The sequence below is a fragment of the Micromonospora sp. LOL_014 genome (assembly GCF_048060245.1).
Lineage (GTDB): Bacteria > Actinomycetota > Actinomycetes > Mycobacteriales > Micromonosporaceae > Micromonospora_E.
Genome location: NZ_JBHMIP010000005.1, coordinates 59,429 through 79,534 on the forward strand (window position 1 = coordinate 59,429; position 20,106 = coordinate 79,534).

Below are 20,106 nucleotides of genomic sequence, written 5' to 3' on the forward strand. Positions count from 1 at the left end.
GGATGGAACACCGTTTCCAGGTCGACCTGCGCGGCATCGTCGACCTGCTCAGCCACCACCTGTACGCCAGCCCTCGGGTGTTCGCCCGGGAGCTGGTGCAGAACGCCACCGACGCGATCACCGCCCGGCGCGAGGCCGAGCCCGGCTGGGCCGGCGGTACCGTCCGGATCGAGCCCACCGCCGACGGTGGCCTGCGGGTGCACGACGATGGCATCGGCCTGACCGAACCGCAGGTGCACACCTTTCTGGCCAGCGTCGGGCGTACCTCCAAACGAGACGACCTGGGCTTCGCCCGGCAGGACTTCCTCGGCCAGTTCGGCATCGGCCTGCTGTCGTGCTTCATGGTCGCCGACACCGTCGAGGTGGTGACCCGGTCGGCCCGGGGCGGACCGGCGGTGCGCTGGATTGGGTACGCCGACGGGCGCTACACCACCGAGGTCGACGACGCCGCATGCGAACCGGCCGGCACCACCGTCACGCTGCGTCCCCGCGCCGACGCCGGGCACTGGCTGGCCGCCGACCAGGTCCGTGACCTGGTCCGCGACTACGCCCGGCTGCTGGACGTCCCGGTGCTGTTCTGCCCGCCCGGAGGCGAGCCGGTCCGGCTGACCGAGCCGCAGGCCCCGTGGGAAGTGGTCCACACCGACCCGGCGGCCCGCCGGGAGGCGCTGCTGGACTACGGTGCGACGCTGCTCGGTGCCCGACCGATGGACGTGATCGACCTGCGGGTACCGGAAGCCGGGCTGGTCGGTGTCGGCTTCGTGCTGCCGTCGGCGTCAACGGTCGGCCAGGGCGGGCACCGGGTCTACCTGAAACGGATGCTGCTCAGCGACGACGCCAGCAAGCTGCTGCCCGAGTGGGCGTTCTTCGTCCGGTGCGTGGTCGACACCTCCGTGCTGCGCCCCACCGCCAGCCGCGAGGCGCTCTACGAGGACGACCTGCTCGGCGCAGTCCGCGACGGGCTCGGCGAGCAGATCCGCAGCTGGCTGCTGGAGCTGTCGGTCAGCCAGCCGGAACGGCTCGCCGCGTTCCTGCGGGTGCACCACCTCGGGGTCAAGGCGCTCGCCGTCCGCGACGACGAGATGCTGCGGCTGGTCGACTCGTGGCTGCCGTTCGAGACCAGCCGGGGGATGATGCCGCTGCGGCTGTTCCGCCAGCATCTGGCGATGGTCCGGTACGTGGAGACGGTCGACGAGTTCCGGTCACTGGCCGCGATCGCGTCCGCCGCCGGTACGCCGATCGTCAACGCCGGCTACGCCTACGACGCGGAGATCCTGCAGCGCCTGCCCCGGCTGGACCCGGCGATCCGCACCCGCCGGCTGGACCCCGGTGAGCTGGCCGCCCGGTTGGAGACCCTCTCGCCGGGGCAGTTGGCGGTGGCGGAGACCTTCCTGGCCACCGCCCGCACGGTGCTGGCCGAACTGGACTGCGTACCGCAGTTGCGGCAGTTCGACCCGGTCACGGTGCCGGCCCTGTACGTCCTTGGCCAGGCCGCCCGCGAGCAGGACAGTGTGCGCCGTGCGGTGGCCGGCTCCGACGAACTGTGGTCGGAGGTGCTGTCCGCGTTCGCCGAAGTCGACGTCGACCACCGCCCGGAGCTGGTCTTCAACTGGCGGCACCCGCTGATCCGCCGGCTCGCCGGGCAACCGGCGGGAGCGGCGCTACGCAACGCCGTCGAGGCGCTGTACGGTCAGGCGCTGCTCGCCGGTCACCATCCGTTGCGGGCGGTGGACAGCGCCGCGCTCAACCGGTCCTTCCTGGCCCTGCTGGACCAAGCCTTCACCGACCCGGCCGCCGGGCCGGGCACCCCCACCGAGGAGACACCGTGACCGCCAAGGAGCTGGTCCAGGCGCTGGACGAGGCCACCGACCTGCCCGACGGCGACGGCAAGATCGCCGAGCTGGAACGGATCGCCGCGCACGCCGACGCGGCCGGGCAGGCACGGATCGGCTTCGACGCGCGGATGGCGCTGATCGAGACGTACAACCACCACACCGAACGCTGGCGGATGCTGCCGGCGTTCGGCTGGTGCCTGAGCACTTTCGACCGTTATCCGGAACTGTTCGAGCCGTGGGACGCCGAACTGCTGCGCTGGTACCACAAGTGGGCGGTCGCCACGCTGCGCGGCACGCCCCGGGTGGGTCTGGCGCAGACCCGGGCCGCGCTGGACGACATGGAACGCCGGTTCACCGCCAGCGGGCAGAGCCTGCAGGCGGTGTACAACCTGCGCTGCAAGATCGCCGACCACGTCGGCGACGAGGCTCAGGCCCGGCAGTGGCTGGACCGGTGGCGCACGGCCCCACGAGACGAGAACAGCGACTGCGCCGGCTGCGACCCGTCCCGCCAGGCCGAGCTGCTCGCCGGCTGGGGTGAGTGGGAGGCGGCGCTGGCGATCGTCGAACCGGTGCTCAGCGGTGCGGTCGGCTGCACCGAGCAGCCGGAGAAGGCACTGGTCACGGTGATCATGCCGTACCTGCGGCTGGGCCGGTACGCCGACGCGGCGCAGGCGCACGTGCGGGCGTACCGGCGGCACCGGCACGAACGCGACGCCTTCCCGTACCTGGCCGAACACCTGCGGTTCTGCGCGTCGGTCGGTCAGCACCAGCGTGGCCTGGCGATCCTCACCGAGCATCTGGAATGGTTCGACCGGCCGTACGACGACGCCTCGGCGATGGAGTTCGCCGCCGCCGGTGCCCTGGTCTGCCGGCTCGCGGCCGCCGCCGGCCACGGCGACGAGACGATCCACCGGCCGGAGTACGGCGACCGGCCGGCCGCCGACCTGCCGGTGGCCACGCTCGGTTCGCAGCTGGCCGCCGCCGCCACCGAGCTGGCGGGCCGGTTCGACACCCGCAACGGCACCGACCACCAGTCGCGCCGGATCGCCGGCTGGCTGGCCGCCGAGCCGCTGACCGACGCCGTCGAGCTGCCGGCCGATCAGCCGACCACCGGCGGCGAGATCGGGGTACCGCCGGCGGGCGGCACCCAGGACGTGGTTTCGCCGTTGACCCTGGAAGGCATCACGGCGGCGCTCAACGAACGCGGCGACCGGTACTTCGTCGACGACAACGGGGTGGTCGGCGGCAAGTGGGGCCACGCGGTGATCCACTTTGAGCGGCTCGGCGAGCAGCAGCGGGTGCTGCACAGCCGGGTGTTGGCCGACCGGCGGCTGCCGGCAGACCGACTGGCCGAGGCGTACCGGTTCTGCAACTCGTGGAACCACGACCGGCTGCTGCCGAAGGTCTACGTGCACGACACCGGGTCCGGCGAGCTGATTCTGGCCGGCGACGTCAGCACCGACCTGGCCTACGGGGTCAGCGGGGCGCAGCTCGCCGCGCTGGTGAACGCGGCGGTGATCACCGGGGCGCAGTTCGCCGACGCCGTCGCCGAACTGCCCTGAGCACCCCGGCCCAGCTGGCCACGACGACCGTGGCCAGCACCAGCCGGGCCGCCCAGGCGTACTGGTCGGGGTAGATCACCCCGGTCAGGTAGCGCTCGACGAACCCCTCGTCGAAGCCGACCTGGCCGGCCCGGCGGCGGGACCAGTGTTCGGCCACGGTGAGCGGGCAGCTCAGGTTGGCCGCCACCACCAGCACTCCCCAGCCCGCCGCGGTCACGTGCAGCCAGACCGTCCGCGGCCACCGCCAGGCCAGGAACCCGCCGACCGCCAGGTAGGCGAGGAACCCGAAGTGTGCCGTCAGGATGACGGCGGTCAGCAGCTCGTAGCCCATGGTGACCTCCCCGTAGGTCAGGCTACGAGCGCCGGGTAGCGGTCGACAGGGTAGGCGTACTCAGCGGGTGCGACGGGGAGTGCGCCGTCCCCGGGGAGGGCGGTCCCCGGGGACGGCGCGGCAGGTGGCGGGTCAGTTCACCGAGAACCCGAGGAAGTAGCCACCCACGCCCTGACCGGCCTCAACCCGGTATCGGTAGGCACCGGCGGGGCCGGAAAAGTTCAACCGGGTCACCGCGGTGCCGGCGCGGTCGCCTTGGGCGACCGTGCGCCAGCCGTCGGCGGTGAAGCGTTGCAGCGTAAGCCGGAAGGCCGCACCGGCCGGCGTCTGCAGGCAGGCGCTGTGCCGTCCGGCACCGGCCCGGAAGAACCGTCCGTCCGGCTGAATCTGCCGGCCACCGGCCCGGGTCAGTTCGCCGTCACGCAGCACCGTGTGGTCGGCGCACGGGCTCTGCGGCGGGTCCGCCGGCTGGGTCGGCGCGACCGTCGGTACGCCGGTCGGCGCGCCGGTCGGCGGGGCCGCACCGTCCTCGGTGGTGACCAGGGTCAGGTTGTTGACCTGCAGGATCTCGGCCAGCGGCTGGAAGAAGGTGACGCCCCCGGTGCGGCAGTTGCCGGAGCCGCCCGAGGTGACGCCCTGCGCCTGGTCACCGGAGAGCCAGGCACCGCCGGAGTCGCCGGGTTCGGCGCAGACGTCGGTACGGGTCAGCCCGCTGACCGCACCCTCCGGATAGTTGACTGTGACGTCCTTGGCCCGGATCACACCGCACCGGGTTCCAGTGGTGGACCCGGAGCGGCAGATGCTGGCACCTACCGGCGCTTCCACGCTACCGGCGACCGGCAGGTTGTTGCCGTTGAAGTCGTTGACCACCGGCTGCGGCGTCCAGTCGTCGCCGACCGCGACGAACGCCCAGTCGTCGCCGGGGAACGACGACGTCTGGAACACGCCCTGCGCCTGCTGGTTGAACCCGGCGGTGGTGTCGCCGGGCCGGCCGCAGTGCCCGGCGGTGACGAAGCCGCCGACCACGGAGAAGCCGACCGAGCACCGTCCACCGGCACCGATGAAGTACGGGTCGCCGCCGCGTACGTCAAACAGCGGCACCGGCGCCTCATCGGAGGCGTCCACCCGGACCGCGTCGGCCGGCACCCCGGCGGTGGCGGCGAAGTCCCGGGCGGCAGACTGCGCGCCGGGCCGGGCGAGCAGCACCACGGTGTTGTCCGCCAGGTCGACGTACCAGCCGGCCAGGTCGGGGCTGGCGGCATCGCCCACCCGGTCCAGGCTCTCCTTCACGCCGGTCAACTGCTGCTGGCTGCGGGCCACCAGGCGAGCCTCGGCACCGGCGGCGCGGACCCGGTCCAGCTGTGCGGGGTCGGTCACCGCGACGACGAGGTCGGCGCCGTCCTGGCTGATCCACGCGCCCGCGTAAGCAGCGTCGAGGTCGTCGCGCAGGACGTCGACGGTACGGGTGGCCCAGCGTTCGGTGGCCAGCCGGGTCCGGGCGTCCGCCGCGCTGCCGCCGAGGTCGCGACGCAGCGCGTCGACGAGGTCGTCGTGCGCGGCGGCCGGCTGGCTGGTGGCGTCACGGCTAGCGCCATCGGTCGGGTCGTCGCCGGCAACGGCCGGCAGGGTCACCGCGGCGAGCACCCCGACCGCGGCGGCGGTGAGTCCGGCGGTGACAATCCGTCGGCGTCGCATCCGTACCTCCTCTGCGGCTGGCGTCGAACAGCCGCCGGCAGGTGGTACGGAGGACGTCGGTCGCCGGATCGACCCGTACGGATGCCGAATGTCACAGCCGGGTTGGTGAACCGCCCGGGGCCGCGCCACGTACGAACCCTTGGCCGAGTCGGTGGGAGGCGGCCTCCACCCGCCTCCTACCGGCCGGCGAAGTCACCTCGGGTGACCCCGCGCAGGAACCGTCGCCACTGCTGCCGGTCGACGTCCAGCCAGGGCCCGTCCGGCTCGGCCGAGTCGCGCAGCGCCACGTCGCCGGAGGCGGTCACGGTGGCTTCCAGGCACGCGTTGGTGTCGCACCGGCTACTCCGCCACCAGCCGCGATATGTCTGCATCATAGCTTTTTCTCCGATTCAGGCTTCATGCCGATTATTGGGCATTTGCCTGTTGTAACGCTGCAGCTAACCCGGCCGATACGCGACCGGAACTCACCCACCGACGGACGGGGCCTCCGCGACCGGCAGATCGGCGGTCAACGCCGCCGTCCGCTCGGTGATCAACCGGGCTGAGGTCGCCTCGTCGTGGGCCGAGTCCCAGATGTGCGCGAAGTAGTCGCGGTGCCGGCCGATCCGCTGCGCAGCGTGGACGATCTCGTCCAGCAGGATGCCCTCGCGGTAGAGCAGCGCGTTCTCCTCGTCGCCGAAATCGAGCAGCGTGAACGGCGCCAGCATCGCCATGATCGCCGCGTCGGCGAACGGCACGATCCGCACCCGCACGTTCGGTCGCCGCGCCACCCGCAGCAGGGCGGCGAACTGCCCAGCCATCACCCGCGGCCCGCCGATCGTGCGCCACAGCACCGACTCGTCCAGCACCAGGTGGAACTCCGGCGGATCGGGTCGGTCCAGCACCTGGTCACGGCGCCGCAGCCGGGCCTCGAGCCGCAGTGCCCGGTCGGCCTCCGGCAGCTCGCTACGCCAGAAGTTCAACACGAACTCGCCGTACTCGCGGGTCTGCAGCAGCCCCGGGATCAACGTCGGCTGGAACACCCGGATGGCGCTGGCCTCGCCCTCCAACTGCAGCAGCTGCAGCATCGCCGGAGTCAGGTGCTCCCGGTAGCGCGGCTCGTCCCACCAGCCCCGCAACCGGGAGGTACGGGCGTCGCGCAGCAGCCGCTCGGCCCGGTCGGCGTCCACCACGCCGTACAGCTCCAACAACGCCCGCAGATCGGTGGTCGAGACCGAGACGCTGCCCTTCTCGATTCGGTTGACCTTGGAGACCGACCAGTCGAGGGCTTCCGCCACCTTGCCCTGGGTCAGCCCGGCCGACTCCCGGGCGCGGCGCAGTGCGAGTCGGAGCCTGCGCCGCGCCGCCGCAGGGGACTCGCCGGAGCCGGGATCGCCTGGCACGCCAGCCTTCTCGTCACGACCAGTGGGTAACTGTCCGACCAGTATGCCCGCCAGCCGGCCGCCCGGTCAGCCCCGGCGGGCCTCAGGACGTCTTCAAACCTCCACCACGGTCGGTACGATCATCGGCCGGCGGCGGTACGCGTCGTTGACCCAGCGGCCGACGACCCGGCGGACCACCTGCTGCAGCTGGTGTGGATCGGTGATGCCGTCGGCGGCGGCCCGACCCAACGCCTCGGTGATCAACGGGACGACCGCGTTGAACGCCTCCGGGTCCTCGGAAAAGCCCTTCGCCGACACGGTCGGCCCACCGACCACCTTGCCGGTCACCGAGTCGACCACCACGGTCGCCGCGATGAACCCGCCGTCGCCGAGGATCCGCCGCTCGGTCAGCAGCGACTCGCCGACGTCGCCGACCGCGAGACCGTCAACGTAGACGTACCGGCTCTTGACGTGCCCGACCAGGGTGGCGTGCCCGTCCACCAGATCGACGACGTCGCCGTCCTCGCAGAGCACCACCCGCTGCGGGTCGAGACCGGACTCGATGCCGAGCCGGGCGTGCGCCCGCAGGTGCCGCCACTCACCGTGCACCGGCAGCAGGTTGCTCGGCCGCACCACGTTGAGCAGGTAGAGCAACTCCCCCGCCGGCGCGTGACCGGAGACGTGCACCTTGGCGGTCTCCTTGTGGATCACGGTCGCCCCGGCCCGGGCCAGCTGGTTGATCACCCGGTAGACCGAGGTCTCGTTGCCCGGCACCAGCGAACTGGCCAGCACCACGGTGTCGCCGGGCGCGACGGTGATGTGCCGGTGGTCACCGGTTGCCATCCGGCCCAACGCGCTCATCGGCTCGCCCTGCGACCCGGTGGACATCAGCACGATCCGGTCCGGCGGCAGCGCCGTCGCCTCGTCCAGCCCGACCACCAGGCCGGCCGGGATCCGCAGCAGACCGAGGTCCCGGGCGATGCCCATGTTGCGCACCATCGACCGGCCGATCAGCGCGACCTTGCGGTCGTACTCGTACGCCGAGTCGATCACCTGCTGCACCCGGTGCACATGGGAGGCGAAGCTCGCCACGATAATCCGGCCGGTGGCCTTGCCGAAGATCGAGTCGAGCACCGGCCCGATGTCGCGTTCCGGGGTGACGAAGCCGGGGGTCTCGGCGTTGGTCGAGTCGGACAGCAGCAGGTCTACGCCTTCGGCACCGAGCCGGGCGAAGCCGGCCAGGTCGGTGATCCGCCCGTCCAGCGGCAGCTGGTCCATCTTGAAGTCACCGGTGTGCAGCACCAGCCCGGCCGGGGTGCGGATCGCCACCGCGAGTGCGTCCGGGATCGAGTGGTTCACCGCGAGGAACTCGCACTCGAACGGCCCGATCCGTTCCCGCTGACCCTCGCGTACGGTCAACGTGTAGGGCTCGATCCGCCGCTCGGCCAGCTTCGCCTCGACCAGCGCCAGGGTGAACTGGGAGCCCACCAACGGAATGTCCGGTTTGTGGGCGAGCAGGTACGGCACCGCGCCGATATGGTCCTCGTGGCCGTGGGTCAGCACGATCGCCTGGACGTCGGCGAGCCGGTCCAGGATCGGGGCGAAGTCCGGCAGGATCAGGTCGACCCCGGGCTGCTCCACATCCGGAAAGAGCACCCCGCAGTCCACCACCAGCAGCTTGCCGTCGAACTCGAAGACCGTCATGTTGCGACCGATCGCGCCGAGCCCGCCCAGCGGGATCACCCGCAGCCCGCCCGGTGGCAGCTGCGGCGGCAGGTCCAACTCCACGTGTGCCTGGCTCACGGCAGCTCCAGTCCGGCGTCGGCGCAGTCGGCCCGCAGCTGGTCCAGCTCGGCGTCGGTGGCCTCGACAAGTGGTGAGCGCACCGGACCGGCGGGCAGGTCGAGCACCCCGAGCGCCGCCTTGACCAGGATCGTGCCGGGACTGCGGAAGATGCCGGTGAACAGCGGCAGCAACCGGCGGTGCAGGTCCAGCGCGGCGGCGTGCTCGCCAGCGACGTACGCCTCGATCATCTGCTTGGTCAACGCACCGGTCAGGTGGGTCGAGGTGCCGACCAGCCCGACGCCGCCGATCGCCAGCGTCGGCAGGGTGAGCGCGTCGTCGCCGCAGTAGAACGCCAGGTCGGTGCGGCCGGTCACCCAGGAGGTGGCGGCCAGGTCACCCTTGGCGTCCTTGACCGCGACGATCCGCTCGTGCTCGCCGAGCCGCGCCAGGGTCTCACTGCTCATCGCGATACCGGTGCGGTGCGGGATGTCGTACGCCATCATCGGCAGCCCGGTCGCGTCGGCGACCTCGGTGAAGTGCCGGACCACCCCGGCCTGCGGCGGCTTGTTGTAGTAGGGCGCGACCACCAGCAGCCCGTGCGCGCCGACCTTCTCGGCGGCGACCGCCAGCTCGACCGTGTGCCGGGTGTCGTTGGTGCCGACACCGGCGACCACCCGGGCCCGGTCCCCGACCGCGTCGATGACGACCCGGAGCAGTTGCTCCTTCTCAGCGTCGGTGGTGGTCGGCGACTCGCCGGTGGTGCCACTGATCACCAGGGCGTCGTTGGCCTGCTCGTCGACCAGGTAGCTGGCCAGCCGGGCGGCGCCGTCGAGGTCGAGCGAGCCGTCGTCGTTCATCGGGGTGACCATGGCGGTCAGGAGTCGCCCGAACGGGGTCGGTGTCCCCGCCCCGGGACCGGCTAGGTGGTGCTGCGTCATACGGACAACCTATCGGACGGCCGCACCGCGTTCTCAGCGCTGGTGGTGCGGGCCGGCGGCCTACTCCCCCTGCCGGGTGTACGGGCTCGCGGCAACCTCGCTGCCGTCGGCAAGCTGGCTGATCTCGAAGTCGGCGAAGACGCTCGGCGCCACCCGCTGCAACTGCCGCAGGCACTCCACCGCCAGGTCGCGGATCTCCACGTCGGCGTGCTCGGTGGCCCGCATCCCAATGAAGTGCCGCCACGCGCGGTAGTTGCCGGTGACCACGATCCGGGTCTCGGTGGCGTTCGGCAGCACCGCCCGGGCCGCCTGCCGGGCCTGCTTACGGCGCAGCGTCGGGTTGGGTTCGTCGACAAACCGCTTCTCGAGACCCTCCAGCAGCTCGGTGTAGGCCCGCACGCTCGCCTCGGCCGCGGCGACGAACTGCTGGTGCAGCTCGGGATCCTCGGCGATCACCGCCGGCTCGACCATGGCGGCGTCGCGCTCCGGCACGTACCGCTGGGACAGCTGAGAGTAGGAGAAGTGCCGGTGCCGGATCAGCTCGTGGGTCAGCGACCGGGAGATCCCGGTCAGGTAGAACGTGACACTGCCGTGCTCCAGCACCGACAGGTGACCGCTGTCCAGAATGTGCCGCAGGTAGCCGGCGTTGGTGGCGGTCGCCGGGTTGGGCTTGCGCCACGACTGGTAGCAGGCGCGGCCGGCGAACTCGGCCAAGGCCTGACCGCCGTCGGCGTCGGTCGACCAGTCGACGTCGGCGGGCGGTTGGAACTGGGTCCAGGCGATCAGCGTGACCTGCGGCGACACGATTTCCGGCATTTCTCGGACTCTAGTTGCCGGCCGGCACGACGGGCAAACACGGCGTCCACCGGGCCGGGCCGGCCCGCAGGGCAGGCCGCCCTGGGTCAGACGTAGAACCAGCTGAACGGCTCCCACGGCAGGTTGCGCAGCACCGCGAACGCCAGCCAGACGCCCAGCGACCAGCCGACCGTCGTCGGGCTGAACGACAGCTGCGGCAGCCGCCAGCGGAACAGCTGCTGGCCGACCCAGGCCAGGTAGACGTAGAGCAGGAACGGGACGGCGAACACCACCAGCAGGTGGTGCCGGGCGGCAGCGCCGAGATCACCGTTGAGCAGGTACCAGACCGCCCGGGTCCCGCCGCAGCCCGGGCAATCCAGGCCGGTGGTCAGCTTCAGCAGGCAGCTGGGCGCCGCCTCCGCGCTGCTGGTCGTCGGGTCGGTGATCACCGTGTAGCCGGCCGCCGCGCCGATGCAGCCGAGCACCGCCAGTGGGGCCAGCCAGCGCGGCGACCGCGCCCAGAGCCGGTTGACCAGGCGGGTGAACCGGTCCGGTTGGGCCTGCGGCTGGTACGCGTACTGCTGGTGATAGTGGGAGTGGGCGTCCGGGTAGGGACCGGCGTCGCCGGTCGGTGCCGGCCCGTCGCCGACGGGCCGCTGCACCGCCACGCCGTCTGGACCCGCCATCCGTCACGCCTCCCTTGATGCCGATCGTCCCACCGTACACTGGCCGGTCCCGCCGGCTCAGCCGACGACCACGCCCGCGCGGACTCCCGGTCAACCGGCTGCCACGGCGCCGTGCAGTGCCCGGGTGAGCGGCCCGGCCAGGTCTCCGGCGGTCGGTGCCGCGACCTGCGACAGGCCGAGCCAGCCGGCCAACCGGATCAGCTCGTCGGCCAGGGCGGTCGTGGTCTGCTCCGGGTCGGTGCTGGCACCGGGCACCGGCCAGGCGGCCGGCACCCGCAGCACCCCGGCGGCCCGATCCGCCTTGAGGTCGACCAGCGCGGTCAGCCGGTCGCCGTCGAGGAACGGCAGTACGTAGTAGCCGTGCACCCGCTGCGCGGCCGGCACGTAGATCTCGATCCGGTACCGCAGCCCGAACAGCCGCTCGGTGCGGACCCGCTCCCAGACCACCGGATCGAACGGGCTGAGCAGCGTGGCGGCCCGGATCCAGCGCGGCAGCCGGGCCTGGTGGTGCAGGTAGGCGGGCTGTGACCAGCCCTGCACCCGGACCGGGCGCAGAACGCCGTCGGCGACCAGGTCGGCGACGACCGGCCGGACCGCCGCCGCCGACAGCCGGAAGTAGTCACGCAGCTCCGGCTCGGCGGCCACGCCGAGGCAACGGGCGGCGACCTCGACCAGCTGCCGGTGCGCCTGCGCCTCGGTCGGCGTCGGCGCGGCGATGACCCGGGGCGGCAGCACCCGCTCCGGCACGTCGTAGCGGCGGGCGAAGGTGCTGGTCCGCCCGGCGGAGCTGATCTCGCCGGCCCAGAACAGGTACTCCAGGGCGGTCTTCACCGCCGACCAGTTCCACCCCCAGTTGCCGCTCGGCCGCGTCGTGTCCTGCTCGATCTGCGCGGCGGTGACCGGGCCGCGCGCGCGGACCTCGGCCAGCGCCCGGTCGACCAGCTCCGGCTGCTCGACGGCGATCCGCCGGATGCCGCCCCAGGCGTCGTCGCGGGCGCGGGCCATCCGCCAGCGCAGCGCCGGCTGCAGGTCGACCGGGATCAGCGACGCCTCGTGGCCCCAGTACTCGAACAGCTCCCGGGGGGCGTGCCCGGCGGCCCGGTCCAGCAGGTCGGTCGGGTACGGGCCGAGCCGGCTGTACAGCGGCAGGTAGTGGGCGCGCTGCAGGACGTTGACCGAGTCGATCTGGATCAGGCCGACCCGGTCCAGCACCCGGCGCAGGTGCCGACGGGTTGGCACCCCGGCCGGTGCGGGGTCGGTGAAGCCCTGGGCGGCCAGCGCGATCCGGCGGGCCTGGGCGAGCGAGAGACTGTCTGGTACGGGCATCGCCAGGCAAGCTACCGCCCCGGTACGACATCGACGGGAGGTGCCGGCTCACCCGGTTACCGGGCGCGGCCGATCTTCGGCCGATCGGGCCGTCCTCCGCCCGGCGATTCACAGCGACCACACACGATCGCCAGGCATAGTGGAACGCTCACCGGTCGTCCTGGAGGTCTGCTTCGATGGGTCCCCTGCTCGCACTCCTGAGCCTGCTGCTGCTGGTTTTCCAGCTGCTGCTCATCGCCCGCGCGGTTCTCGATTGGAGCACGGTGCTGGCCGGGCCGAGCCCGCGCGACTCGCTCCGCTCCCGCGCCACCTCCGCTCTGCACACGGTCACCGAGCCGGTGCTCGCCCCGGTCCGGCGGGTGCTGCCGCCGTTACGCGTCGGCGGCACCGCCATCGACCTCTCCTTCATCGTCGTCTTCGTCGCCATCGTGCTGATCCGAGCCCTGCTGCCGTGACCGGGGTCAGCGCTGCGCTGCCACCAGCAGCCGGCTGACCGTCTCGGCGACGCAGACCGGCCGGTCACCGGTGTCGGCGGTCACGGTCACCGACATGACCGTCTGTACACCGCCGACGACCGGCTCGACCGAGGCGATGGCGGCCTCGGCCCGTACGGCGGAACCGGTACGCAACGGAGCCGGGAACCGGACCCTGTCGAGCCCGTAGTTGATCCTCGTCCGCACCCCGTCCACCCGGTACAGCCGGCGCATCAGGGCCGGGATCAGGGAGACAGTCAGGAATCCGTGGGCGACCGTGCCGCCGTACGGTCCGTCGACCGCCCGGTGCGGGTCGGTGTGGATCCACTGATGGTCGTCGGTGGCCTCGGCGAACTGGTCGACCCGGGCCTGGTCGACCGGGAACCAGTCCCCTGGCCCGAGCGACTCGCCCACGGCCCCGGCCAGGTCGTCGACGGAGGCGAAGATCCTCATCTGGACAGTATCCCAACCGGGTGGACGCGTGGCGGTGTCGGCCGGGCCCAGCCGACACCCGGCCGGCGCTGCTGGACGTCGGTTGTGAAACAGGATAGAACTCCCCATATGCCAGAAGTCAGGCAGGAGACTCCGGAGGACGCCGACGCGATCGCCGGGGTCCACGTGCGCGCGTGGCAGGCCGGCTACGCGGGCCTGATCCCCGCCGACGTGCTCGACCGGCTCAACGTCGCCGCCTGGGCGCAGCGCCGCCGCGACGTCGGCACCGCCGACCCGGAGCAGCCGTTCCGCACCCTGGTCGCCACCGAGGGCGAACAGATCATCGGGTTCAGCACCTTCGGCCCGTACCGGATCGACCAGGACCGGGACCAACTCGATCCGACATACGGCGAGATCGTCAGCATGTACGTCGACCCCGTCCACTGGGGCACCGGGGTCGGTCGGCTCCTGCTCACCGCATCGATCGCCGGGATGACCGGGCAGGGCTGGCGCACGATGCGGCTGTGGGTGCTCGACGGCAACCAGCGGGCCCGGCGGTTCTACCAGGCGGCCGGGTTGCGCCCGGACGGGGAACGCAGCGTCTACCAGGTGCCCCGCTTACCGGGGCAGACCCCGGTCGGGCTCGACGAGGTGCGCTACCTGGCCCGGATCGCCGGCGACCGGATCCTCACCCTGGCCGGTTGACCGGCGATCGGAAGAGTTCGTCATCCGTGCTACGAGGGCCATGAGAGCCCGCCAGGGGTCGGCCGGGCCGGTCCACCGCAGTCCCATCCGTGAATCTCGTGAACTTTGACGAGTGGGTCGCTTGCGGACAGCCGCCGGTACCACTCACTCGGTAGCTTGCGGTGGGGACACCGACACGCGGAGGTTCTGGTGGACGGGGCGTCGGCAACGCTGGTCGAGCTGTTGCAGCATGCGGAGTGGGGGCCAAGACAGTTTGTGGCGGCGATCAATGCCAGGCTCTCCAGTCAGGGGCGGGATCGACTCCGGCTCGATCCGACGGCTGGGTACGCCTGGGTCCGACGTGGGTTCTGCCCTCGGCAGCCCATTCCGGACCTGGCTGCGGCTGTGCTCTCCGAACGGCTCGGTTACCCGGTTTCCGTAGCTCAACTGTGGCCAGGGCGAGGCGGCACGGCGACCCGGCAACAGTCGGCAGTCGATGACCTCGGCTCGATGGCGCATCTTGACGATCTGCTGCGTGAACTCGGCCGACTCGCCGTCACCACACCCGCGCCGAGCAGCCCGATCGCTGATGCGTCTGGCGCTGACCTGACGGCTGTGATCCTCGACCAGCTCCGGGGAGCTGTCCTCGCGGCGCGGAATCGGACCGGTCATGAGCACGTGCTCGCGGAGCAGGTGGACCTGATCGCAGCTCATGTCGCGGCGTTGCGCCAACTCGACGACCGCCAAGGCGGCGGCACGTTGAGTCTTCGATACGTCACGGCAGAGCTGCGCAACGTGGTTGATCTCGTCAATCACGCGAACTATGACGCGGCGACCGGCCGGCGACTGCTGGCCATCGTCGCCGATCTGGCACAGCTCCTGGGCTGGCTACACTTCGATTCCAGTCGCTACGGCTCTGCCGAGCGGTATCTGCTGCTGAGCGTCGGCGTGTGTCGGGCGTCCGGTGCGAGCGACCGGGCGGCCAACGCCATCGGGATGTTGAGCTACGTGTCGGCTTTCGCCGGCCATGGCGCGCACGCTGTCCGGCTGGCGGAGGCTGCCGCCACTGAGGGGCGTTCCCCATACCGGCGGTTGCGGGCTCGGTTGTTGGGACGAGAAGCCACCGCTGCGGCAGCTGACGGGGACCTGTCCAGGTTTCGTCGGTCCGCCGATCGGGCTATCGAAGCGCTCGACCCTGGTCAGGATTCTGCGGAAGCGTCGTTCCTCTACTACCTGAGTCCGGAGCAGCTCACTGCCGAAACCGGGCAGGGACTGGTCGTCCTCGCGGAGCGGACCACCGCGAATCGCAGCCGGCTCCTCGACGAGGGGATCAACCTGTTGACGGGTGCCGTCACCACCATGATCACTCCACGCCGGGCCGGTGGTGCGCCTCCGTATGCACGGTCCGGCCTGCTGCACCTCACGTTCCTCGCCAGGGCGCACCTCCTCCGCGGCGACGCGCCGGAAGCCGTGGCGGTCATGCGGGTCGGCCTGGGGCTGCTGCCGCTGGTGCAGTCGCCACGCGGGCGAAGCTACCTCCGAGGGCTCCGCCCGATGCTGGCCCGTCGATCCCGCTCCGCACCGGTAGCTGAATTCCTTCCGGAGTTCGATGCGGCATTATCGAGGATGTGAGGAACAGTCACACCGCGCTCCCTGCCGGGTTTGCTCTGCTCGAACGCAGCGTGCAGCACCCGGACGCGGCGCTCCTGCTGCGCAGCTTCTACCAGGAGCAGGTTGGCCGGTACGGCTTCGCTGAGCCGGTGACTCTTGAACCGGCGGCGTTCGCTGCTCCGAACGGCATCTTCCTCGTCGCCTACGGGCCGGGCGGTCCGGTCGGCTGTGGTGGTTGCCGCTGGTACGAGCGGGACACCGGCACGGTCGAGATAAAAAAGACGTTCCTCCTTCCCGAGGCACGCGGCCTCGGGATCGGACACGCGCTGTTGACCTGCCTCGAAGATCAGGCGGCCAGGTGGGGTGCGCGGCGAGCAGTCCTCGAAACCGGTGTACGCAACACCGACGCGCTTACGTTTTTCGCCGAGCGCGGTTATCAGCCAATTGATGCGTACGTTGCTGGCCGCGATCCGGCGATCAACAGGGCATTTATGAAGTGGTTGTCTCCGGTCTCCGAGCCGGCAGTCGAGCGGGCCACCTCCCGATAGCGATCACTCATCATCCTCCCGGTTGAGCAAATCGCCGCGTTTGAAGTTCACGTAGTTCACCCGCTACTCCAATCATTCCCGGCATTCACGGCTCGGGCGCATTCCCAGATCGTTTCGATACTGGTCGACTGAATCTGCGACCCGCTCTCACATCATCGACGCCGTCGCGGGGTGAACGGATCGCACGATCAAACACCGAATTCGCGTCTGCTCTTGGAGGAACGTTGTGGATTTTGTTTGCAGCCGTGGCCGGTTTTCTCGCTGGCGTGGTGGGTGGGTTCGTGTTGTGTCGGTGTCGGCACCGGTGGTGTCCGGTGTGCGGGCAGACGTTGACCTGCCCGGACTGCACCGCGCCGATCGACCGGACCTGGGGCACCGCGCCACCACCGCCGCCGCAGTCGGACCCACGCGGGCGGCGGTGGCGCAACCAGATCGGGGCACAGCGGCGGTGACCGGGCTGGACGACGTACTGCACGTGCCCGTACGGCCGGTCTGGTCCTGTTCGGGGTGCGGGCCGCACGTCGACTGGCCGTGTGAGTACGCGCGGGCCGAGTTGACCGCGAACCTGGACCCGATCTCCCGCAGCATGTACGCGGCCGAACGGATGGTCGAGGCGATCGCCGACCTGCCGGCCGAGGCGACGCCGGGGGAGATGTTCACCCGGTTCCTGGCCTGGACGAGGCGGGCCGGCCGGTGACCGTCTACCGCACCTGCACCCGCGACTGGTCCACCACCTCACCCGCAGCGGCACCGGCGGCGCTGGCGGAGCCGGCCGTACCGCTGCCGCCCGCCGGTCGGCTCGCCGACGAACTGTTCCTCATCGCCCACGACGACGTCACCGGCAAGCCGCGCGTGCCGACCAGGGTCGTCGGGCGTGGGCTGGCCGCCGCGATGCTCGCCGACCTGGCCCTCGTCGGCGCGGTCACGGTCGCCGCGACCGGCAGCGTCGTCACCGGCACGGCCGCGCCGGGTGCCGTCGACCCGTGGGGGCGGACGGTGCTGCGCTGGATCGACACCGACGCGCCACACCCACCGGCCACCTGGATCGACCGGCTCGCCGGGCACGCGTACCGCACGGTCGCCGACCGGCTCACCGTCGCCGGGCTGGTCCGGCCGCGTACGGTCCGCCGCTGGTGGTGGCGTCGGGACCCCGTCTACCCGGCGGTGGACACGAATGTCGCGGCCTGGCCGTGGGCGCGGTTGTCGATGCGGGTACGCCGCCGTACCCGCCTCAACACGCACGACAGCACGTTGGCCCGACTCTGTGTGGCGACCGGACTCGACGGCCACGTCCTCGGCACGGACACGTTGACCGCCCGCCGGCAGCTGCGGCAGCTGCTCACCCCCGTACCACCGGGGGTCGACCAGCTGGTGCGGCATCTTGCCGCCGCCGACGGACGAAGCCGGCACAGTCAGCACGGCCGACGGAGCCGGCACGGCCGACAGGGCCGGCGGTGACCGCGACCGCCGGCCCCGCCGGCACCGTGCGGATACGGCGGGCCGGGGTCGACGACATACCGCACCTGGCCCGGGTGCTGGTTGACGCGTTCGTCGACACCCCCGACGCCCGGTGGCTGATCCGAGACCGGGCGCGACGGCGCGACGTCTACCAGCGGCTCTGCCCCGGTCTGCTGGCCCAGGCGATGACCGCCGGCATCGTGTACACGACCGTCAATCTGGCCGCAGCGGCGCTGTGGCTGCCGTACCCGGTCGCCCACACCACCACCGACCGGCAGACCGCCCGGCTACGACGCATCACCGGCCGCCACGCCGACCGGTTCCTCCAACTCGCCGCCCTGCTGCACACCCACGCCCCGCGCCAACCACACACCTACCTGGCGTACCTCGGGGTGGCACCGCACCGGCAGCGCAATGGCATCGGCGGCGCGCTACTACGCCAAAGACACCGGATCTGCGATACCGCCGGCATCGCCAGCTACCTCGTCGCCACCAGCCCCGCCGCCCGCGACCTCTACCTACGCCACGGCTACCGACCCACCACCCGACACCCACTGGCGTTACCCGACAACGGCCCGCCACTGTGGCCGATGTGGCGGCAGCCGCATCCGACCAGCCCAACCACCGGCGGCGCGGCACGATGACCCGCGCGCGACATCGAGGTGACGCTGGCGCACGTCATATTCGCGTCTTGACGTGCGCCAGCCTCACCTCGATGTGATCGGTCGACCGGCGGCCGGTGCCGGCCAGCGGGCGGACGGGTCCAGTTCGCGCACCGGCAGGAACAGCAGCAGCCCCAAGCTGACCCACACGTACGCGTTGCTGCCGACGAAGCCGGCCGGGTTGGCGGCGTCGGACTCGCGCCAGATCCACACCAGCCGGCTGATCAGCAGCAGATAGCCGACCACGGCGAAGCCGAGCAACGCCCGGCGCCGCCGACTGCCCCGCGACGCGGCCAGCCCGTTGTCCACCAGCAGAATCAGCGCCGGCAGCAACCACACCAGATGATGCACCCAGGTGACCGGGCTGACCAGGCAGCCGACCACGCCGGTCAACGCCAGCCCGGTCGCCTCGTCACCGGCGGCGACCGCGCGGCGGCACCGCCACGCCCACCAGATCAACGTGACCAGCACCAGCACCAGCCAGGCGACGGTACTCGGATGCAGTGGATCGATCCGGGCGACGACGCCGCGCAGCGACTGGTTCGAGACGAAGTCCAGCGCACCGACCCGGTCGGTGTTCCACAGCGCCTGCGTCCAGAACTCCCGGGACGCGTCCGGCGCGACCGCCGCCGCGACCAGGGTCGCCACGGTCGCCGTACCGGCGGCGGTGACCGCCGCCCGCCACCGCCGGGTGACCAGCAGATAGACGATGAAGATGCCCGGGGTCAGCTTGATCGCCGTAGCCAGGCCGACTCCGACGCCGGCGAACCGGCGCCAGCGCGGCGGCACCGGCGACCCGGCCGCGACCAGCCACAGCAGGTCGGCCGCGACCAGGACCAGCAACAGCGTGTTGACCTGGCCGAAGTTCACCGTCTCACGCATCGGCTCGTACGCGGCCACCAGGCAGGCAGCGACCGCGAAGGCGAACCAGCGGGTCCAGCCCTCGCGGCGGGAGATCGGGTCGACCAGCCACCACAGCACCAGCGCGCTGGTCACCACGGCGAGCGTCACGCCCACCACGATCGCCAGATGCCACGGCAGGACCGCCATCGGCGACATCACCAGCGCGGCGAACGGCGGATAGGTGAACCCGTACTGGCTGAACGGCTTCATGTAGTCGTAGAGTTCGCCACCGTCGCGCAGCCAGTGGTGCATCGCGCCGTAGTAGACCTTGAGGTCGAAGAAGCCGTGCCGTTCGGCGGCGACGGCGAGGAAGGCGGCGACGACGACCGCGAGGACCGCGACGATCGCCACCCGCCGACCGGTGCCTTCGGCGGCCCGCTGCGGCATGGCCGCCCCCCTGTCCGTACGCTGACCACTCATGGCGCTCGGATATGTCCGTCCTGCCCGACCGGGCGACGCTGGTGAGATTGCCCGCATCCAGTTGACCACCTGGCGGGTCGCCTACCGGCGACTGCTGCCCCGGCAGGTGCTCGACGAGGTGGACGAGGACTGGCTGGCGCAGCGGTGGGACGCGGCGATCAACGATCCGCCGTCGCAGCGGCACCGGGTCCTGGTCGCCGTCGAGCAGGCCGAGCAATCCTATCTGGTGGGCTTCACCGCGTCCGGCCCGGCCGACGAGCAGGCCCTGGCTCCAGAGGAACCGGCCGAGGCGCTCGGTGACCGGGTCACCGCCGTCACCGACCTGCTGGTCGAGCCGCGCTGGGGCCGGCGGGGACACGGCAGCCGACTGCTCGCCGCCGCCGTGGACCTGTGGCGCACCGACGGTTTCGACACCGCGCTCGCCTGGGCGTACGAACGGGACCCGGCGACCCGCAAGTTCCTCGGCTCCGCCGGCTGGGAGCCGGACGGAGCGACGCGGGCGTTGGACGTGGCCGACATGCTGGTGCCGCAGCTGCGGCTGCATGTGGCGGTCCCACCGGCCGCCGAGGAGCAGTAACCCGGCCAGCCGCAGGAACCGGCA

The 20,106-nt window shown here is 71.6% G+C and carries 21 protein-coding genes; 10 read left to right on the forward strand and 11 right to left on the reverse strand.

Going from position 1 to position 20,106, the window contains the following annotated elements; all coding sequences use genetic code 11:
• The first annotated feature begins 2 nt into the window (after nucleotides 1-2).
• Together ACFHW1_RS06180 and ACFHW1_RS06185 are read left to right on the forward strand one after the other, a co-directional pair.
• Nucleotides 3-1,829, forward strand: coding sequence for an HSP90 family protein (locus ACFHW1_RS06180; RefSeq protein ID WP_416568150.1), 1,827 nt, complete (start codon nucleotides 3-5; stop codon nucleotides 1,827-1,829).
• Nucleotides 1,826-3,397, forward strand: a complete 1,572-nt coding sequence (locus ACFHW1_RS06185; RefSeq protein WP_416552866.1) for a YbjN domain-containing protein — start codon at nucleotides 1,826-1,828, stop codon at nucleotides 3,395-3,397. The genes ACFHW1_RS06180 and ACFHW1_RS06185 overlap by 4 nt, the downstream gene beginning before the upstream one ends.
• On the opposite strand, the gene ACFHW1_RS06190 is transcribed toward ACFHW1_RS06185, so the two are convergent.
• From ACFHW1_RS06190 to ACFHW1_RS06230, 9 genes are all read right to left on the reverse strand, one after another.
• Complete coding sequence (locus ACFHW1_RS06190; RefSeq protein ID WP_416568149.1) at nucleotides 3,354-3,728, reverse strand: DUF2784 domain-containing protein; 375 nt, start codon at nucleotides 3,726-3,728, stop codon at nucleotides 3,354-3,356. The genes ACFHW1_RS06185 and ACFHW1_RS06190 overlap by 44 nt on opposite strands.
• A gap of 132 nt (nucleotides 3,729-3,860) precedes the next feature.
• Entirely contained in the window at nucleotides 3,861-5,423 is a 1,563-nt protein-coding gene (locus tag ACFHW1_RS06195) for a S1 family peptidase (protein ID WP_416552870.1), read from the reverse strand.
• A gap of 176 nt (nucleotides 5,424-5,599) precedes the next feature.
• Nucleotides 5,600-5,794, reverse strand: a complete 195-nt coding sequence (locus ACFHW1_RS06200) for a DUF397 domain-containing protein (RefSeq protein ID WP_416615036.1) — start codon at nucleotides 5,792-5,794, stop codon at nucleotides 5,600-5,602.
• A 93-nt stretch (nucleotides 5,795-5,887) separates the two neighbouring features.
• Nucleotides 5,888-6,805 (reverse strand): helix-turn-helix domain-containing protein, encoded by a 918-nt coding sequence (locus ACFHW1_RS06205; protein ID WP_416552874.1) that lies wholly within the window; start codon nucleotides 6,803-6,805, stop codon nucleotides 5,888-5,890.
• A 93-nt stretch (nucleotides 6,806-6,898) separates the two neighbouring features.
• Entirely contained in the window at nucleotides 6,899-8,587 is a 1,689-nt protein-coding gene (locus ACFHW1_RS06210; protein ID WP_416552876.1) for a ribonuclease J, read from the reverse strand.
• Nucleotides 8,584-9,507, reverse strand: a complete 924-nt coding sequence (gene dapA / locus ACFHW1_RS06215; RefSeq protein ID WP_416552878.1) for a 4-hydroxy-tetrahydrodipicolinate synthase — start codon at nucleotides 9,505-9,507, stop codon at nucleotides 8,584-8,586. The genes ACFHW1_RS06210 and dapA overlap by 4 nt, the downstream gene beginning before the upstream one ends.
• Before the next feature lie 60 nt (nucleotides 9,508-9,567).
• On the reverse strand, nucleotides 9,568-10,323 hold the full coding sequence (gene thyX / locus ACFHW1_RS06220) for an FAD-dependent thymidylate synthase (protein WP_416552880.1): 756 nt from the start codon (nucleotides 10,321-10,323) through the stop codon (nucleotides 9,568-9,570).
• A gap of 86 nt (nucleotides 10,324-10,409) precedes the next feature.
• Nucleotides 10,410-10,988 carry a DUF2752 domain-containing protein gene (locus tag ACFHW1_RS06225; protein ID WP_416552882.1) on the reverse strand — a complete coding sequence of 193 codons (579 nt, stop codon included), beginning with the start codon at nucleotides 10,986-10,988 and terminating at the stop codon, nucleotides 10,410-10,412.
• Between the two features lie 90 nt (nucleotides 10,989-11,078).
• Entirely contained in the window at nucleotides 11,079-12,314 is a 1,236-nt protein-coding gene (locus ACFHW1_RS06230; RefSeq protein WP_416552884.1) for a winged helix-turn-helix domain-containing protein, read from the reverse strand.
• A 176-nt stretch (nucleotides 12,315-12,490) separates the two neighbouring features.
• On the opposite strand from ACFHW1_RS06230, the gene ACFHW1_RS06235 reads away from it, so the two are divergent.
• A complete protein-coding gene (locus tag ACFHW1_RS06235) occupies nucleotides 12,491-12,769 on the forward strand; it encodes a YggT family protein (protein WP_416552886.1) in 279 nt (92 codons plus the stop codon).
• A gap of 6 nt (nucleotides 12,770-12,775) precedes the next feature.
• On the opposite strand, the gene ACFHW1_RS06240 is transcribed toward ACFHW1_RS06235, so the two are convergent.
• Complete coding sequence (locus ACFHW1_RS06240; protein ID WP_416552888.1) at nucleotides 12,776-13,240, reverse strand: MaoC family dehydratase; 465 nt, start codon at nucleotides 13,238-13,240, stop codon at nucleotides 12,776-12,778.
• A 108-nt stretch (nucleotides 13,241-13,348) separates the two neighbouring features.
• Between ACFHW1_RS06240 and ACFHW1_RS06245 the strand changes: the two genes are divergently transcribed.
• The 6 genes from ACFHW1_RS06245 (at nucleotide 13,349) to ACFHW1_RS06270 (ending at nucleotide 18,164) form a co-directional block, all read left to right on the forward strand.
• Nucleotides 13,349-13,924 carry a GNAT family N-acetyltransferase gene (locus ACFHW1_RS06245; protein ID WP_416552890.1) on the forward strand — a complete coding sequence of 192 codons (576 nt, stop codon included), beginning with the start codon at nucleotides 13,349-13,351 and terminating at the stop codon, nucleotides 13,922-13,924.
• 594 nt (nucleotides 13,925-14,518) lie between these two features.
• On the forward strand, nucleotides 14,519-15,535 hold the full coding sequence (locus ACFHW1_RS06250; RefSeq protein WP_416615038.1) for a hypothetical protein: 1,017 nt from the start codon (nucleotides 14,519-14,521) through the stop codon (nucleotides 15,533-15,535).
• A gap of 50 nt (nucleotides 15,536-15,585) precedes the next feature.
• On the forward strand, nucleotides 15,586-16,062 hold the full coding sequence (locus ACFHW1_RS06255; protein ID WP_416568146.1) for a GNAT family N-acetyltransferase: 477 nt from the start codon (nucleotides 15,586-15,588) through the stop codon (nucleotides 16,060-16,062).
• Nucleotides 16,063-16,378: 316 nt separating this feature from the next.
• Entirely contained in the window at nucleotides 16,379-16,759 is a 381-nt protein-coding gene (locus ACFHW1_RS06260; RefSeq protein WP_416615040.1) for a hypothetical protein, read from the forward strand.
• Nucleotides 16,756-17,520: a GOLPH3/VPS74 family protein gene (locus ACFHW1_RS06265; protein WP_416615042.1), complete on the forward strand. Its 765-nt coding sequence runs from the start codon at nucleotides 16,756-16,758 to the stop codon at nucleotides 17,518-17,520. The genes ACFHW1_RS06260 and ACFHW1_RS06265 overlap by 4 nt, the downstream gene beginning before the upstream one ends.
• Nucleotides 17,517-18,164, forward strand: coding sequence for a GNAT family N-acetyltransferase (locus tag ACFHW1_RS06270; RefSeq protein WP_416615044.1), 648 nt, complete (start codon nucleotides 17,517-17,519; stop codon nucleotides 18,162-18,164). The genes ACFHW1_RS06265 and ACFHW1_RS06270 overlap by 4 nt, the downstream gene beginning before the upstream one ends.
• 63 nt (nucleotides 18,165-18,227) lie before the next feature.
• Here the strand turns inward: ACFHW1_RS06270 and ACFHW1_RS06275 are convergent, their stop codons facing one another.
• Nucleotides 18,228-19,472 carry a glycosyltransferase 87 family protein gene (locus ACFHW1_RS06275; protein WP_416552900.1) on the reverse strand — a complete coding sequence of 415 codons (1,245 nt, stop codon included), beginning with the start codon at nucleotides 19,470-19,472 and terminating at the stop codon, nucleotides 18,228-18,230.
• Between the two features lie 31 nt (nucleotides 19,473-19,503).
• On the opposite strand from ACFHW1_RS06275, the gene ACFHW1_RS06280 reads away from it, so the two are divergent.
• On the forward strand, nucleotides 19,504-20,082 hold the full coding sequence (locus ACFHW1_RS06280) for a GNAT family N-acetyltransferase (protein ID WP_416615046.1): 579 nt from the start codon (nucleotides 19,504-19,506) through the stop codon (nucleotides 20,080-20,082).
• The last annotated feature ends 24 nt before the right edge of the window (nucleotides 20,083-20,106 follow it).